The sequence below is a fragment of the Gammaproteobacteria bacterium genome (genome assembly GCA_037388465.1).
Taxonomy (GTDB): Bacteria; Pseudomonadota; Gammaproteobacteria; order SpSt-1174; family SpSt-1174; genus JARRKE01.
Map to the genome: position 1 here is coordinate 1 of JARRKE010000001.1, position 15,081 is coordinate 15,081.

A 15,081-nucleotide genomic window follows, 5' to 3' on the forward strand; every position below is an offset into this window, starting at 1 on the left:
GAAGGTCTGGTCCACGTTTCCGAAATGGATTGGACCAACAAGAACGTCAACCCCGAGAAGGTGGTGCACCTCGGTGACGAGGTCGAGGTGATGATCCTCGAAATCGACGAGGAGCGTCGCCGTATCTCCCTCGGCATGAAGCAGTGCCAGCCCAACCCCTGGCAGGATTTCGCCGAGAACAACAACAAGGGCGACAAGGTGGTCGGTTCCATCAAGTCCATCACCGATTTCGGTATCTTCATCGGTCTGGACGGCGGTATCGACGGCCTGGTTCACCTGTCCGACATCTCTTGGTCCACGACGGGCGAGGATGCGATCCGCAACTTCAAGAAGGGTGACGAGGTCGAGGCCGTGGTCCTCTCCGTCGATCCCGAGCGCGAGCGTATTTCGCTCGGCTTGAAGCAGCTCGACAAGGATCCGTTCTCCACCTACGTGGCGGAACATCCGAAGGGCACCATCGTCACGGGTAAGGTCAAGGAAGTGGACGCCAAGATGGCGATCCTTGAGCTGGCCGACAGCGTGGACGGCGTCTTGCGCGCCTCCGAACTGTCCCGCGACCGTGTGGAAGATGTCCGCAGCATGCTCAACGTCGGTGACGAGGTCGAGGCCAAGCTGATCGGCGTGGATCGCAAGATGCGCGCGCTCAACCTGTCCATCAAGGCCAAGGACACCGAAGAAGAGAAGGAACTGATGCAGGATTACACCAGCGGCGGTTCTGCGACCACCTCGCTGGGCGATATCCTGAAGGAACAGATGGGAGGAGAGGATCGGGAAGACTGATCACGTCTCTCCCAACCTCCATCGGCCAGGGACGGCCGATTTCCTTTACTTGATGTCTGCGCTCACTTCACGGGGAGAAAACGGTTTCATGACCAAGTCCGAGCTGATTGAGGCCCTTGCCAGAAGGCAAAGCCACCTGGCGTACAAAGACATCGAGCTGTCAGTCAAATCCCTCCTCGAATTGATGAGCGAATCCCTTGCGGACGGCGAGCGAATCGAGATCCGCGGTTTTGGCAGTTTTTCCCTTCATTTCCGGCCGCCGCGTATCGGTCGTAACCCGAAGACGGGTGATGCCGTCTCGTTGCCCGGCAAACACGTTCCTCACTTCAAGCCCGGCAAAGAATTGCGCGAACGCGTCAACGACTCCCTCGGCACTCCGATCAAGGAGGGTTGAGCCCGGGCCGTGGCAGCGGTCGGGTTTATGCCTATCACGGTATCATCATGCGCAAGCTGATCCTCTTCGTGATCCTGCTCCTCATCGTGGGATTGGGCGTCGTTTTCACGGTCTTCAACTACCAGCCGGCAAGGCTGGATCTTTATTTTGTGCAGTTTTCCCTGCCGCTGGCGACGTTGCTGGCTTTAGCCCTGCTCATCGGAGCATTGCTGGGAATGGTGACGGCGATGCTCCTGGCCGTTCGCAAACAGCGTGAGGTTCGCAATCTGGAAAAGCGCCTCAAGCTGGCCGAGCAGGAACTCAACAACCTTCGGACGAGCCCACTTAAGGACGCGCGTTGATGTTGGACCTGCTGTGGCTGCTGCTTCCTCTGGCAGCTGCCTCTGGTTGGTACGCTGCCCGGCGCACCTATCGCAGGGGCCACCACCACACCGCCAACCGCAGCGGTGACACGCTTGCCTGTAGCTCGGAATACATCCGGGGCCTGAATTATCTTCTCAACGATCAGACCGACGAAGCGCTCGAGGTGTTTCTCGAGGCCCTGGAAATCGATCCCGAGACCGTCGAAACGCATCTGGTGCTCGGTAATCTGTTCCGCCGCCGCGGCGAGGTCGACCGCGCCACCCGCATTCACCAGAATCTGCTCGCCCGTCCGAATCTGTCCGCCCAGCAGCGCAGCCAGGTGCTGCTGGAACTCGGCAAGGATTACCTCAGGGCCGGCGTGCTGGATCGCGCCGAGACGCTGTTTCAGGAGTTGACCCAGGAACGCTACCCGCCGCTCGAGGCCTTCGATCTGCTGCGCGGCCTCTACGAGCAGGAAAAGGAATGGGACAAGGCCATCGAGGCCTCGCGGGCCCTACAAAATGCCGGCGGTGGAGAGCAGGGGAGCGTCATCGCCCACTATTACTGCGAACTCGCCGAGCAGGCGCTTGGCCAGGGCGATACACAGCAGGCCCTGGCGGAGATCAAGCGCGCCCAGCAGAGCGACCGCCATTGCGTGCGTGCATCCGTGCTCAGCGGCGATCTCGACCTGAAAATGGGCGAGGCCAAGCGGGCGATCAAGAAATACCAGCAGATCCTGCGCCAGGACCAGGCCTTCACCACCCTGGCGCTCGAACGTTTGTACCGGTCTTTCCAGGCCCAGGACGATATGGCCGGTTTCGACCGTCTGCTGCAGAAGCTGTCCACCGAAAACCTCTCACCTGCACTGACGGAATCCCTGTTCGACTATTACTCGTCACATGGCGAGCCGGAACGTCTCGACTGGCGCTTCAGTTCCCTGCTGGACAAGCACCGCATGACCCTGTCGGTGCTGAAGTCCTACCTGCATGCCAAACTGATCGGGGAACGCACCCGTGATACCGTCGTCAACGAACGGGTCATGGAGGCCCTGGACGAACTCAGCAACCGCGAGTTCGCTTATCGTTGCGAGCGTTGCGGCTACGAGGCCCATACGCTCAGCTGGCAATGCCCGAGCTGCCACGGCTGGGGCACCATCAAGCCCAGCGAGTGGCTGGATGTCACGGCGCCGAGCGTGTCCGGTATCCTGAACACCCAAGAGTAGTTGCCATGTCATCCAAGATTATCGTTGCGCTGGATTATCCCGACGCACAGGCGGCGTTGGACTTCGTGGAACGCGTGTCGCCGTCGCAGTGCCGTCTCAAGGTCGGCCTGGAACTCTTTACCGCCGCAGGGCCGGCGTTCGTGGCCGGCCTGGTCGAACGCGGATTCGACGTCTTTCTCGATCTCAAATTCCACGATATACCCAATACGGTTGCCGGTGCCTGTCGCGCCGCGGCGGGGCTGGGCGTATGGATGATGAATGTCCACGCCGGTGGCGGTCGTCACATGATGCAGGCGGCGCGCGAGGCGCTCGAATCGGCGCCCGTGCGGCCGTTGCTGATCGCCGTCACGGTGCTCACGTCGCAGGACGCGGGGGACCTGCAGGCGGTGGGCATCGACCGTCCCGTACCTGAGCAGGTGCTGCACCTCGCCGGCATGACGGCCGAGTCCGGGCTTGACGGCGTGGTCTGTTCTGCCATGGAGGCCGGGAACTTGCGCACGACGTTCGGTGATGATTTCACGCTGGTGACGCCGGGTATCCGCCCTGCGGGCGGGCGCCAGGACGATCAGAAGCGTGTCGTGACGCCTGTGGATGCCGTAAACGCCGGCAGCGATTATCTGGTCATCGGGCGTCCCGTGACCCAGGCCGCCGATCCGACGGCGGTGCTCGATGAATTGAACAGACAACTGGCTGAGGTTGACGCTCCTTAGTGCCCTGTTAACATGGCCGTACCCTCGGGGAGACTGGGGGACGAGCACCGGGAGGATCCCGGTATTCAACAAAAACTAAGGAGAGCGATAATGAGAAAGTATATCCAGGGAACACTGGCTGCATTGATGCTGGGCGTTGCGACCGCCGTTTTTGCCGGTCCGGTCGACATCAACCACGCGGACGCCGGCACTTTGGCCAAGGAGTTGAAAGGCGTGGGGACGAGCAAGGCCGAGGCGATCGTGGCTTATAGGAAACAGCACGGTCCGTTCAAGAGCGCCGAAGATCTGAGTTACGTCAAGGGAATCGGCAGCAAGACGATCGAGATGAACAAGGACAATATTCGTCTCGATTCGATGAGTAAAAATTAATAAACAAACCAGTGACAACCCGGGGGCGGATTTTCCGCCCCCGGTGCATTAGGAAACAGGTTAATGAAGAAGATTCGCAAGGCTGTTTTTCCGGTAGCGGGCATGGGTACGCGCTTTCTGCCGGCGACCAAGGCCAATCCAAAGGAGATGCTGCCCATTGTCGACAAGCCGCTGATCCAGTATGCGGCCGAGGAGGCCGTGGCGGCGGGTATCGAGCATTTGATTTTCATCAACGGACGCAACAAGCGTTCGATTCCCGATCATTTCGACAAGGCTTACGAACTGGAAGCCGAGCTCGAGGCGCGCGGGAAGACCAACCTGCTCAAGGTGGTGCAGGATATCGTGCCACCCAGCGTATCCTGCATATACATCCGTCAAAGCGAGGCGCTGGGTCTTGGCCATGCCGTCGGGCTTGCGCAGCCGGTGGTGGGTGACGAGCCGTTCGCCGTGATTCTGGCCGACGACCTGATCGACGGTAACGGCTGCTGCAGCCTGAAGCAGATGATCGACGTCTACGAAGAGCACGGCGCCAGCGTGCTGGGCGTGGAGCGGGTACCGCCGGAAGAAACCCACAAGTACGGCGTGATCAAGGGCGATCTGGTCAGCGAGCGTCTCTGGGACGTCCAGGCCATGGTGGAAAAGCCCAAGCCGGAAGACGCGCCATCCAACGTGGCGGTGGTCGGGCGTTACATTCTGACCCCGGCGATCTTCGAGGCGATCCAGAACCTGACCCCCGGAGCAGGCGGCGAGTACCAGTTGACCGACGCCATCGTCAAACTCCTGGGCCGGGAAAAGGTCCACGCCTACGAGTTCGAAGGCCAGCGCTACGATTGCGGCAGCAAACTGGGCTATCTACAGGCAACCGTCGAGTACGCCCTCAAGCATCCGGAGCTGCAGGACAGCTTTGCGGCGTATTTGCGCCAGCTCAAGGTCTAACCGGATCACTACAAAGCTGTTCGAAAAGCTCGGCCTGATGGCCGGGCTTTTTTGTATCGGTGTCAATCACGGCCGGCGGTGGAGCGCATGACGGCTGAAAATATTTGACGGATGTCAATTTGGCGCCGGTTTCCGGCCGATATGTGACGGCGTTCCTTGCTTTAAGGCGGGATGGTTTCTATTAATAGCCTTGCCAATCCGCCCAACAAGAAGAAGCCTAATGCAGCCACAGACCCTTCGAGACGCCTCGCGTCGCAACCGTCGCCGCCGTCTGCCCGTTACCGCCGAGGAAGTACGCGGGTACACCGCATCCCAAATTCGCCGCTTGCAGGTCGAGGAGGGCGGGGAGCCCTGTTTCCGTTCGGACGACCGTTACACCTGTCAGGAACGGAACTGCGCCCTGACCAGGGAATGCCAACGACTGATCGCATCCTGGATGCGCTGAGCACCGACCGAACGTTTGCAGCCCGGGTGAAGGCTGCCGTTGATTGGGTGCCGACACGGGCGCGATTCCGGTGCCGGGAAATCTGAGGGTCAGGTCTGGCCTGAAATTCCGGCCGGCCACAAAAAAGCCGCCCTCAGGCGGCTTTTTTGTCATGGATATTGGCTCCCCGGGACGGGCTCGAACCGCCGACCCAGTGATTAACAGTCACTTGCTCTACCGACTGAGCTACCGGGGAATTGAGCCGCGCATGGTAGCGAAAGCCTCAGGGCCGGTCAATACGAATCAGCCCCCAGCGGCCCGGCGAATACGCTCCATGGCTTTTTCCAGGTTTTCCATGCTGGTGGCAAAGGAAATCCGCACGTGGCCCGGTGCGCCAAAGGCCGTCCCGGGGACCAGCGCCACGCCGACCTGCTCCAGCAGGTATTCGGCGAACTGGGTGTCGTTCTCGATACCCGGCAGGCGGTCGATGAGCTCGCTGACCTGGGGAAAGCTGTAAAACGTGCCGTCGGCGGGCAGGCAGCTGATGCCGTCGATACCGTTCAGGGCCTCGACCACGAAGGCATGCCGTTTCTCGAACGCCTGGCGCATGGTCTCGATGCAGCTCTGATCGCTGTTCAGCGCCGCCTCAGCTGCGGCCTGGGAGACCGAGGTGGGGTTGGAGGTGCTCTGGGACTGGATCTTCTTCATGGCGGCGATCAGCGGCTTGGGGCCGCCGGCATAACCTATCCGCCAGCCCGTCATCGCGTAGGCCTTGGAAACGCCGTTCAGGACGATGGTGCGCGGGGTGAGGTCGGGCGCGACGTTCAGGATGTTCACGAACTTGCGACCCGCGAACAGGATGTGCTCGTACATGTCATCGGTGGCGATCAGCACCTGCGGGTGGCGGCGCAAAACCTCGGCCAGCGCGGCCAGCTCGGCCTCGCTGTAGGCGACGCCGGTCGGGTTGGAGGGGCTGTTCAGGGTCAGCAGCCGGGTGCGCGGGGTGATCGCCGCCTCGAGCTGTTCCGGCAGCAGCTTGAACCCCTGGTCCTGGCCCGCGTAAACGATGACGGGCTCGCCGTCGGCCAGCAGCACCATGTCCGGGTACGACACCCAGTAGGGTGCGGGGATGATGACCTCGTCGCCGGCATCGAGCAGCGCCTGGCAGAGGTTGTAGTAGCTCTGCTTGCCGCCGCAGGACACCAGGATCTGGTCGGGGGCGTAGCTCAGGCCGTTCTCGCGCTCGAACTTGTCGATGATGGCCTGCTTCAGGCTCGCGGTGCCGTCGACCGCGGTGTAATGGGTCTGGCCGGCGTGAATGGCCTGAATGGCGGCTTCGCAGATGTGTTCCGGGGTGTCGAAATCCGGTTCGCCGGCACCGAGGCCGACAATGTCTTTGCCTTCCGCCTTGAGCTGGTTGGCGAGCGCCGAGACGGCGAGCGTGGGGGAGGGTTTGATACGTTGTACGCGGGAACTGAGCTTGATATCCAACGGGGCGATTCCTGGTGCGGGTGGCAAGGGAAATGTGAATGAATGATACTGTAAGTTTCTGGCTTGGATAAGCCTCGATTCCTGGTATGAACGATAAATTCCAACTGGTGGCGGAGTACGAGCCGGCCGGTGATCAGCCGGCGGCGATCGCGCAGCTGATCGAGGGCATCGAGGCCGGTCTCCTGCATCAGACCCTGCTGGGCGTGACCGGGTCAGGCAAGACCTTCACGGTTGCCAACGTGGTCCAGCGCATGCAGCGGCCGACCATCATCCTGGCGCCCAACAAGACCCTGGCCGCCCAGCTCTATGGCGAGATGAAGGAGTTTTTCCCGCATAACGCGGTGGAGTACTTCGTCTCCTACTACGATTACTACCAGCCCGAGGCCTACGTGCCGGCCTCCGACACCTATATCGAGAAGGACGCCTCGATCAACGAGCACATCGAGCAGATGCGCCTGTCGGCCACCAAGGCCCTGCTGGAACGTCGCGATACGGTGATCGTGGCCACCGTGTCCGCCATCTACGGTCTGGGCGATCCCCGCCAGTACATGCAGATGATGCTGCACCTGGACCGGGGCGATAAAATCGACCAGCGCGACGTCCTGCGCCGCCTGGCCGAGCTGCAGTACACCCGCAACGACGTGGAGCTGCGCCGCGGCACCTACCGGGTACGCGGCGAGGTGATCGACGTGCATCCGGCCGATTCCGAACGCGAGGCGGTGCGCATCGAGCTGTTCGACGACGAGATCGAGTCGCTGAGCTACTTCGACCCGCTCACCGGCGAGGTCCTGCGGCGCGTGCCGCGCCTGACGATCTACCCCAAGACTCACTATGTCACCCCGCGCCAGACCATCCTGGAGGCGGTGGAGCAGATCAAGGTGGAGCTTGCGGACCGGCTCAAGGAGCTGCGCGAGGCGAACAAGCTGGTCGAGGCCCAGCGCCTGGAAGAGCGCACCCGCTTCGATGTGGAGATGCTGCTCGAACTGGGCTACTGCTCGGGCATCGAGAACTACTCGCGTTATCTGTCCGGGCGCGGTCCGGGCGAACCGCCGCCCTGTTTCCTGGATTACCTGCCGCAGGATGCCCTGATGGTGGTCGATGAGAGCCACGTCACCGTGCCGCAGCTCGGCGGTATGTACCGCGGCGACCGTTCCCGTAAGGAGAATCTGGTCAATTACGGATTCAGGCTGCCGTCCGCGCTGGACAACCGGCCGCTGCGCTTCGACGAGTTCGAACGCCTGCAGCCGCAGACGATCTTCGTGTCGGCCACCCCCGGTCCTTACGAGCTCGAACATTCCGGCGCGATCGTGGAGCAGGTGGTGCGCCCCACCGGCCTGATCGATCCGGAGGTCGAGGTACGCCCGGCGATCAGCCAGGTGGACGACGTGCTGTCCGAAATCAATCTGCGCGTCGCGCAGGACGAGCGTGTGCTGATCACCACCCTCACCAAGCGCATGGCCGAGGATCTGACGGACTATCTGCAGGAACACGGCGTCCGGGTCCGTTACCTGCATTCGGATATCGAGACCGTCGAGCGTGTCGAGATCATCCGCGACCTGCGCCTGGGCGAATTCGACGTGCTGGTCGGCATCAACCTGCTGCGCGAAGGGCTGGACATGCCAGAGGTCTCGCTGGTGGCCATCATGGACGCCGACAAGGAGGGCTTCCTGCGTTCCGACCGTTCGCTGATCCAGACCATCGGTCGCGCCGCGCGCAATCTCAGCGGCAAGGCCATCCTGTACGCCGATAGGGTGACCGGTTCCATGAAAAGGGCCATGGAGGAAACCGGGCGCCGCCGGCACAAGCAGATAGCCTACAACGAGGCCAACGGGATCACCCCGCAGGGCATCAGGAAAAAGATCGCCGACATCATGGAAGGCGCCTATGCCGGCAGTCCCGCCGCCTCACCGCGGCGCTACGCCAAGGTGGCGGAGGACGAAGCGCGCTACCACAGCCTGAGTCCCGAGCAGGCCATGAAGCGCATCAAGAAGCTGGAACAGCAGATGTACAAGCACGCGCGGGACCTTGAGTTCGAGGATGCCGCCCGGCTGCGCGACGAGATCGAAGACATCCGGGCACACGTTTTCGGCATTCCGGAAGAGCGCCAGTCCGCCTCCTGAGCTCCGGGGCGCCGCCGCATGGGGCGGTATTTGGCACTAGTCAGGGCGGGTTCGTTGTGATAGATTTCCCCGCCTCTACAGGCGCGTAGCTCAGTTGGTTAGAGCACCACCTTGACATGGTGGGGGTCGTTGGTTCGAGTCCAATCGCGCCTACCAACAATTTCCCGATCAAAACGAAAAGGCCCCGCATAGCGGGGCCTTTTCGTTTCCAGGGCTGCGTGGGCTCCTCACGGCCAGACCCCGCGCTCCATAGTGATTTTGCTCAGTCGCTCGACGGCGATCATCAATGCGGCGGTGCGCAGGTCTATGGCCACGGCCTCCTGGTCTTCTGGAGTCTCGCCGGGGTTGCCACCGATATCGCTGGAAAGCGTCCGCCATCGGCTCACCACTATATCGATGGCGTGATGCATCTTGGATCTTAGCTTGCCGGTGACTTCCGGCAGCTCCCACTGTTCGTTTTGCGTGTTCTGTACCCACTCGAAGTAGCTGACGACCACGCCGCCGGCGTTGGCCAGTATGTCGGGCAGCACGTGAATGCCTTTGGCGTTGAGTATTTGGTCGGCCGCGGGTGTAACCGGGCCGTTGGCGCCTTCGACGATCAGCCTGGCTTTGATTCTGTCGGCGTTGTCGCGATGAATCGTGTTGCTCAGCGCGGCAGGGATGAGGATGTCGCAGTCGGATTCCAGTAAAGACGCGTTGGTGAGGGTCTGCGTTTCAGGCAGACCGACGACCGTGCCGTGTTCCTGCTTGTGGGCGGTAGCAGCTTCCAGGTCGATTCCCTGTTCCGAGTAAACGGCACCCTGTGAATCGCTGATGCCGACGATGATGGCACCGGCCTTTCTGAACGCATAGGCCGCCACGGAGCCGACATTGCCGAATCCCTGGATCGCCACCCTGGCGCCTTTGATGGAATGCAGGTCGGGCACCAGTTCCTTGGCCAGAAATCTTTGGGCGGCGTAAAAGACCCCGTGCCCGGTCGCCTCCAGGCGGCCCTCTGAACCACCTATGTCCAGTGGCTTGCCGGTAACGACGGGCAGGTTGTTGAGACCGGGATGCAGCGTGTCGTAGGTATCGTAGATCCACGCCATGGTCTGCTCGTCCGTATACAGATCCGGCGCGGGAATATCGGTGTGCGGCCCAATGTCATCGCCGAGATCGGTGATGAAACGCCGCGTGATGCGCTGTACCTCTTTCCGGCTCAATTCTTTGGTATCGCAGGCGACTCCGCCTTTGGCGCCGCCAAACGGCACGTCGATCAAGGCGCACTTCCATGTCATCAGCGCGGCCAGAAAACGCACTTCATCCGCAGTCACATCCGGGTGATAGCGCATGCCGCCTTTGCCGGGGCCCAGAACGTGATTGTGAACGACACGGTAGCCCTTGAATATGCGTACCCGGCCGTCATCCATCTCCACCGGGAAGCAGATGCTGATCGTGCGCCGGGGGGCATTCAGAAAAATGAACAGCTCGCGCGTACCGCCGTCCAGCAGCGAGACTGCACGCTCCAGACGCTGCGCACTGATATGCGAAGGGGTGAGGTCCTCCGGCTCGCCGGCCTGCGGGGTATCCGCTGTTTTATCGGAATCGACCATGTTGCTTCAACACGCCGTGTTCACTGTTGTTTCGACCGTTTAACACCCGGCAAGGCTATCACATGCAGGGACTCGGCACGGAGGCGGTGCCTGCCGCGCACGGCGGTCAGTCGCCGCGCGTACGGTCCGTGGCGGAAAGCTGGCGTTGCAGCTTGACGATGGCGGAGGAGTCCAGCTCTCCGTCGCCGCGACCGACCAGGGCGTTGATCAGTTGGGTGACGAGCGCCGCGCCGGGCAGGGCGATGCCGAGTTCGGCCGCGGTCTGCAGGGCGATGCCCATGTCCTTGCTGTGCAGACGCGCCTTGAAGCCCGGTTTGAAGTCGCGATCCAGCATGCGCTGGCCATGGATTTCCAGGGCGCGCGAGCCGGCGAAGCCGCCGAGCAGGGCCTCGCGCACCTTGGCCGCGTCGACGCCGGAGGTCTCGGCGAGGACGAAGGCCTCGCCGATGCCGGCGATGGTCTGGGCGATGACGACCTGGTTGCAGGCCTTGCAGACCTGTCCGGCGCCATTGGTGCCCACGTGGACGATGTTCTGGCCGAGAACCTCGAACAACGGTTTGACGCGCGTGAAGACCGCATCCTTGCCACCGACCATGATGGACAGCGTGCCGTTGATGGCACCCTGTTCGCCGCCGGAAACAGGGGCATCGAGCATTTCAACGCCCTTCTCGGACAACCGTTCGGCCATTGCCCGGGTGGCCGAGGGCGAGATGGTGCTGTTATCCACGACCACGGCGCCGGCTTGCGCACCTTCGAGGATACCTGCCTCGCCCAATACGACCTGTTGCACGTCGGGCGTGTCGGAGACGTTGGTGAAGATGATGTCGGCCTCGGCGGCGACCTCCGCGGCGGATTTGCAGGCCGTGGCGCCGGCCTCCAGCAGCGGTTGCATGGCGGCCTCGCGGCGGGCCCAGACCCTGACCGGGTAGCCCGCCTTGAGGAGGTTGAGCGCCATGGGACGCCCCATGATTCCCAGTCCGATGTAGCCGACACGTTCGCTCATTGTTTCTTCCCGTCAGTTGGCTGCGTCAGGAACCGGCACCATACACCACGTCCGGCAGCCAGGTAATGATGCCCGGGAACAGGACGCAGAGGATCAGACCGGTCAGCTGCATGATCAGGAAGGCGATCGACGAGCGGAAGATCGTGCCCATGCTTATTTCGGGCGGGCAGACACCGCGAATGTAGAACAGCGCGTAGCCGAACGGCGGACTGAGGAAGGACATCTGCATGTTGACCAGGAACAGCACGCCGAACCACAGCGCCAGATCATCGGCTTCAGGCGCAGGCAGCCCGAACATCCCACCGAAGGCCAGCGACTTGATGATGGGTACGAAGATCGGCACGGTCAGCAGCAGGATGCCGACCCAGTCCAGGAACATGCCCAGGAAGATGAGCATGATCATCATTACCAGCAGGATGCCGTACGGCGACAGGCCCGAACCGAGAATGCTTTCCGTGATGAACTGCTGGCCACCCTGGAGGATAAAGAACCCGACGAAGATCGACGCGCCGAAAATGATCCACAGCACCATGGCCGAGGCGCGCGCCGTGGTAATGGATGCCTCGCGCACGGCCTGGAGACTGAACCGTCCGTGCATGGCCGCGACCACCATGGCACCGAACGATCCGATACCGGCCGCCTCGACCGGGGTGGCGATACCCGCGAACAGCAGGCCCAGGACCAGGAAGACCAGAGCGACCGGCGCTGCAAGCCGGAACAGCAGCATGAGCTTTTCCTTCAGATTGACGCGTTCCTCCACGGGCAGGGATGGCCCCATTTCCGGTTTGAGCCAGGTGCGGATCAGCACGTAAAGGACGTATGTGCCGGACAGCATCAGACCCGGCAGCACGGAACCGAGGTAGAGCCGGCCGACGGACTGCTGCGCCACCACGGCGTACAGAATGGCGAGAATGGAGGGTGGGATCAGAATACCCAGCGTGCCGCCGGCCATGATCGAACCGAGGGCGATCTGCGGGTCGTACTTGCGTTTGAGCATGGCGGGCAGGGCGATGATGCCCATGGTCACCACCGCGGCGCCGATCACCCCGACCATCGCGGCCAGAATGGTGGAGGCCAGGATGGTGGCCGCGGCCAGTCCGCCGCGCAGTCCGCCCATCCACTTGTAGACCACGTCGAACATCTCCTCGATCAGGCCGGCGCGTTCCAGCATGGAGGCCATGAAGATGAACAGCGGAATGGCCGCCAGGTCCGAGTTGGCCATGAGCGGAAAGATCCGGCTCGGGATGATGTTGAGCATGGTCTGCCCGCCGACCAGATAGATCCATACCACCCCCAGTCCGCCGACCACGAAGGCCATGGGCAGGCCCATCATGAGCAGGGCGGCGAGTGAAACGAACATCAGGATGGTCAGCGTGGCGACATCGACGTTGCTCAAGACGCCGCTCAGAGTGAACAGGAAGTGCTTGTCGCCGTACGGGTCGTAGAACAGGATGTTGACCAACTGGATCAGCGACACCAGCAACACGATGCCCATGGCGCCGAGCAGTATGTACGTGCCGATCTTGCCGCGCCTGCTGGTCTCCGACTCAGCGGAGGATTGTGCGGTATCGATGCCCTGACGCCGCAGCTGGCGATACACCTGGATATCCTTGATCAGCTTGGACAGGCCGGCCAGGGTCAGCAGAACCGCGCCCAGCACCATCGTGGCCTTGATCGGATAGAACTGGATGCGCCAGGTTTCGTCCGTGGTCTCCAGCATGCCGAGCGAGTCCGTGAAGAAGGTCCAGGACGTGCCGAGCATGGCCAGCGAGAACATGAAAAAGAACGCCGACGTAAAGATATCCATGCCGATCTGCCCGAGCTTGGGCAGCTTGACGTAGATCACGTCGACCCGGACGTGGTCGCCGTGCAGCAGAGCGAATGCCCCGGCGATCACATATTGCATGCCGAACATCAGATAAGAGGCCTGATGCACCCAGATGGTCGGTGCGTCGAACAGGTAGCGCGATACGACCTCGTAGAAGTAGGCGCACACCGCATTGACGGTCCACAGCGAGACGAACACGCCGCTTTGTTCGCTCACCCAGTCGATGCCGCGGGTAAGCCAGTTGCCCGGTGCATGCAGTGCGGGGTCTTCTTCGGCAAGAACCTGGAGGGCGGTCTCCTCGTCGGGCGAGGGGGTGGCGGCAAGTTTCGAACTCTTGCGTGTAAGCCACATGAAGATGACGGGCATGATCGCCAGCCATCCCCAATACACCCAATGGGGTAGAACGATATTGACTGATTCGGACATGGTCGTGGGTTACCGGAGGTGATGAAGTTTTATAAAGGGCGGACGGCGCACTGCCGTCCGCTACACTCAACGACGGTCTTCAAGCCCGGTTACAGGCTGAGTCCTTTGATGTCGTCCTTCGTCACGTAACCCATATAGGGGTTGAGCATGTAGTCGAGCTGGAGCTTGAAGACCCGCTTGGCGTCGGGGTTCTTCTTGGCCCATTCGTACCACACAGGGATTGCCGCACGCCGGAACCGCGTCACGTCTTCCGGTGACAGGCGCGAAACGCTGGTGCCGGCCTTGAGGAACTTGTCCATCGCAACCAAGTCCGCTTTCTGGATGGCGGTGTAATGGTGCACGGAATAGGTCTGCACCTGTTCCTCGACGAACTTCTGCATCTTGGGCGACAGTCGCTTCCAGGCACCCATGTTCACGGTCAGGTCCATCAGGTCCACCGGCTGATACAGCGAGGTGTGTCCGGGAGGGCCCATGCAGATGATGTATTTCGTCACCTCGGCGAAGCCAAGGTCCCAGTTGATCGCCGGGCCCACGTAGTCGGCCGCGTCGATGGTGCCTTTCTCCAGTGCGGGGTAGATGTCCGAACCGGGCATGCTGGTGGTGCTGACGCCGAATTTCTCGAACACCTCCGCGACCATGCCGCCGGGCAGGCGGATCTTCATGCCCTTGAGCTGTTCCAGGTTGTCGACCGGGGTCTTGGAGTGAATGATGTTGGCGTCGTGCTGGATGGGGCCCACGTAGAACAGCCCGTACTTCTTATAGATGTCTCGGGTCATTTCCAGCATGCCCAGACCGTAGAACATCGTTTCCCACTGACTCGGCAGATCGGGACCGGCGGGATAGGATGACAGGAACACCGTGGCGGGGATCTTGCCGGACCAGTAGAGCGAGAACGGATTCATCGCCTGCAGCACGCCGCTGCGTACGGCGTCGAACAGGGCGTTATTGTCCGCCGCGACGGATTTCGCGGGGAAGGGTTTGAAGCTCAGTTCGCCCCCCGATTTTTCCTTGATGCTGTTGCACCAGCCCTCGAACAGCTTGTAGCCCGTGGTGCCGGCATCCCAGGTGGTCTGGACCTTCCAGGTCTGCGTGCTGGCGGCTTCCGCACTACGGATGTATGGCGCCCCCAGTATGACGGCTCCCCCCGCGATCGCCGCGTTTTTCAAAAATTTGCGGCGACCCGATGCGGTCTCCTCGCCCTCCGTGCCCAGCGTACTTTTGTCCTCTGGTTTATCACTGTTAGTCATGACGCTCCCCTCTCTTTGGTAGTCAGGCCTTGTCATGCAAGGCCCTGGTTTTTGTGCCTTCGAGATTACCCACAAGTAATATCAGGGCACAAGCTTGCAGAATGTGACATCGATTCCGTATGGCGAAAATATGAAACACGTCCTCCCATTCATAGCAGCGGATGGATTTGCTGCATGTGACAGTGTTTCCGTATGGC

General features: G+C 61.6%; 14 protein-coding genes and 2 tRNA genes. 10 read left to right on the top strand and 6 right to left on the bottom strand.

All coding sequences use genetic code 11. The features are described from left to right. The 8 genes from P8Y64_00005 to P8Y64_00040 form a co-directional block, all read left to right on the top strand. A partial coding sequence (locus tag P8Y64_00005; GenBank protein ID MEJ2058859.1) for a S1 RNA-binding domain-containing protein occupies nucleotides 1-780 on the top strand: 780 nt, incomplete at its 5' end. A gap of 88 nt (nucleotides 781-868) precedes the next feature. Beyond that, complete coding sequence (locus tag P8Y64_00010; protein MEJ2058860.1) at nucleotides 869-1,174, top strand: integration host factor subunit beta; 306 nt, start codon at nucleotides 869-871, stop codon at nucleotides 1,172-1,174. A 47-nt stretch (nucleotides 1,175-1,221) separates the two neighbouring features. Then, nucleotides 1,222-1,515 (top strand): lipopolysaccharide assembly protein LapA domain-containing protein, encoded by a 294-nt coding sequence (locus tag P8Y64_00015; protein ID MEJ2058861.1) that lies wholly within the window; start codon nucleotides 1,222-1,224, stop codon nucleotides 1,513-1,515. Beyond that, nucleotides 1,515-2,738, top strand: a complete 1,224-nt coding sequence (lapB, locus tag P8Y64_00020; protein ID MEJ2058862.1) for a lipopolysaccharide assembly protein LapB — start codon at nucleotides 1,515-1,517, stop codon at nucleotides 2,736-2,738. Before P8Y64_00015 ends, lapB begins: the two co-directional genes overlap by 1 nt. 5 nt (nucleotides 2,739-2,743) lie before the next feature. Beyond that, entirely contained in the window at nucleotides 2,744-3,448 is a 705-nt protein-coding gene (gene pyrF, locus P8Y64_00025; protein MEJ2058863.1) for an orotidine-5'-phosphate decarboxylase, read from the top strand. A gap of 90 nt (nucleotides 3,449-3,538) precedes the next feature. After that, entirely contained in the window at nucleotides 3,539-3,817 is a 279-nt protein-coding gene (locus P8Y64_00030) for a helix-hairpin-helix domain-containing protein (GenBank protein ID MEJ2058864.1), read from the top strand. A gap of 63 nt (nucleotides 3,818-3,880) precedes the next feature. Then, nucleotides 3,881-4,753 (top strand): UTP--glucose-1-phosphate uridylyltransferase GalU, encoded by an 873-nt coding sequence (galU, locus tag P8Y64_00035; protein ID MEJ2058865.1) that lies wholly within the window; start codon nucleotides 3,881-3,883, stop codon nucleotides 4,751-4,753. A gap of 220 nt (nucleotides 4,754-4,973) precedes the next feature. Next, entirely contained in the window at nucleotides 4,974-5,198 is a 225-nt protein-coding gene (locus P8Y64_00040; protein ID MEJ2058866.1) for a hypothetical protein, read from the top strand. 159 nt (nucleotides 5,199-5,357) lie between these two features. Here P8Y64_00040 and P8Y64_00045 read toward each other — a convergent pair. Both P8Y64_00045 and P8Y64_00050 read right to left on the bottom strand, forming a co-directional pair. After that, a tRNA-Asn gene (locus P8Y64_00045) sits at nucleotides 5,358-5,433 on the bottom strand. A gap of 47 nt (nucleotides 5,434-5,480) precedes the next feature. Continuing rightward, the gene (locus P8Y64_00050; protein ID MEJ2058867.1) at nucleotides 5,481-6,668 is read right to left on the bottom strand and encodes a pyridoxal phosphate-dependent aminotransferase; all 1,188 of its coding nucleotides are present in this window, start codon (nucleotides 6,666-6,668) and stop codon (nucleotides 5,481-5,483) included. Nucleotides 6,669-6,754: 86 nt separating this feature from the next. Here P8Y64_00050 and uvrB point away from each other — a divergent pair, with 86 nt between their 5' ends. Then, a complete protein-coding gene (uvrB, locus tag P8Y64_00055; GenBank protein ID MEJ2058868.1) occupies nucleotides 6,755-8,788 on the top strand; it encodes an excinuclease ABC subunit UvrB in 2,034 nt (677 codons plus the stop codon). A 79-nt stretch (nucleotides 8,789-8,867) separates the two neighbouring features. Then, nucleotides 8,868-8,944, top strand: a tRNA-Val gene (locus P8Y64_00060). 71 nt (nucleotides 8,945-9,015) lie between these two features. On the opposite strand, the gene P8Y64_00065 is transcribed toward P8Y64_00060, so the two are convergent. The 4 genes from P8Y64_00065 to dctP all read right to left on the bottom strand — a co-directional run bounded on the left by P8Y64_00065 (nucleotide 9,016) and on the right by dctP (nucleotide 14,884). Then, nucleotides 9,016-10,380 (bottom strand): Glu/Leu/Phe/Val dehydrogenase, encoded by a 1,365-nt coding sequence (locus P8Y64_00065; GenBank protein MEJ2058869.1) that lies wholly within the window; start codon nucleotides 10,378-10,380, stop codon nucleotides 9,016-9,018. A gap of 106 nt (nucleotides 10,381-10,486) precedes the next feature. Continuing rightward, nucleotides 10,487-11,383, bottom strand: a complete 897-nt coding sequence (locus tag P8Y64_00070) for a 2-hydroxy-3-oxopropionate reductase (GenBank protein MEJ2058870.1) — start codon at nucleotides 11,381-11,383, stop codon at nucleotides 10,487-10,489. A 25-nt stretch (nucleotides 11,384-11,408) separates the two neighbouring features. After that, nucleotides 11,409-13,637 (bottom strand): TRAP transporter large permease subunit, encoded by a 2,229-nt coding sequence (locus tag P8Y64_00075; GenBank protein ID MEJ2058871.1) that lies wholly within the window; start codon nucleotides 13,635-13,637, stop codon nucleotides 11,409-11,411. 89 nt (nucleotides 13,638-13,726) lie between these two features. Further along, complete coding sequence (gene dctP / locus P8Y64_00080) at nucleotides 13,727-14,884, bottom strand: TRAP transporter substrate-binding protein DctP (protein ID MEJ2058872.1); 1,158 nt, start codon at nucleotides 14,882-14,884, stop codon at nucleotides 13,727-13,729. Between the last annotated feature and the right edge of the window lie 197 nt (nucleotides 14,885-15,081).

Bases quoted from the DNA above. Each gene is read 5' to 3' on its own strand.
- P8Y64_00010 (MEJ2058860.1), top strand. From the start codon at position 869: ATGACCAAGTCCGAGCTGATTGAGGCCCTTGCCAGAAGGCAAAGCCAC.
- P8Y64_00015 (MEJ2058861.1), top strand. From the start codon at position 1,222: ATGCGCAAGCTGATCCTCTTCGTGATCCTGCTCCTCATCGTGGGATTG.
- lapB (MEJ2058862.1), top strand. From the start codon at position 1,515: ATGTTGGACCTGCTGTGGCTGCTGCTTCCTCTGGCAGCTGCCTCTGGT.
- pyrF (MEJ2058863.1), top strand. From the start codon at position 2,744: ATGTCATCCAAGATTATCGTTGCGCTGGATTATCCCGACGCACAGGCG.
- P8Y64_00030 (MEJ2058864.1), top strand. From the start codon at position 3,539: ATGAGAAAGTATATCCAGGGAACACTGGCTGCATTGATGCTGGGCGTT.
- galU (MEJ2058865.1), top strand. From the start codon at position 3,881: ATGAAGAAGATTCGCAAGGCTGTTTTTCCGGTAGCGGGCATGGGTACG.
- P8Y64_00040 (MEJ2058866.1), top strand. From the start codon at position 4,974: ATGCAGCCACAGACCCTTCGAGACGCCTCGCGTCGCAACCGTCGCCGC.
- uvrB (MEJ2058868.1), top strand. From the start codon at position 6,755: ATGAACGATAAATTCCAACTGGTGGCGGAGTACGAGCCGGCCGGTGAT.
- P8Y64_00065 (MEJ2058869.1), bottom strand. From the start codon at position 10,380: ATGGTCGATTCCGATAAAACAGCGGATACCCCGCAGGCCGGCGAGCCG.
- P8Y64_00070 (MEJ2058870.1), bottom strand. From the start codon at position 11,383: ATGAGCGAACGTGTCGGCTACATCGGACTGGGAATCATGGGGCGTCCC.
- P8Y64_00075 (MEJ2058871.1), bottom strand. From the start codon at position 13,637: ATGTCCGAATCAGTCAATATCGTTCTACCCCATTGGGTGTATTGGGGA.
- dctP (MEJ2058872.1), bottom strand. From the start codon at position 14,884: ATGACTAACAGTGATAAACCAGAGGACAAAAGTACGCTGGGCACGGAG.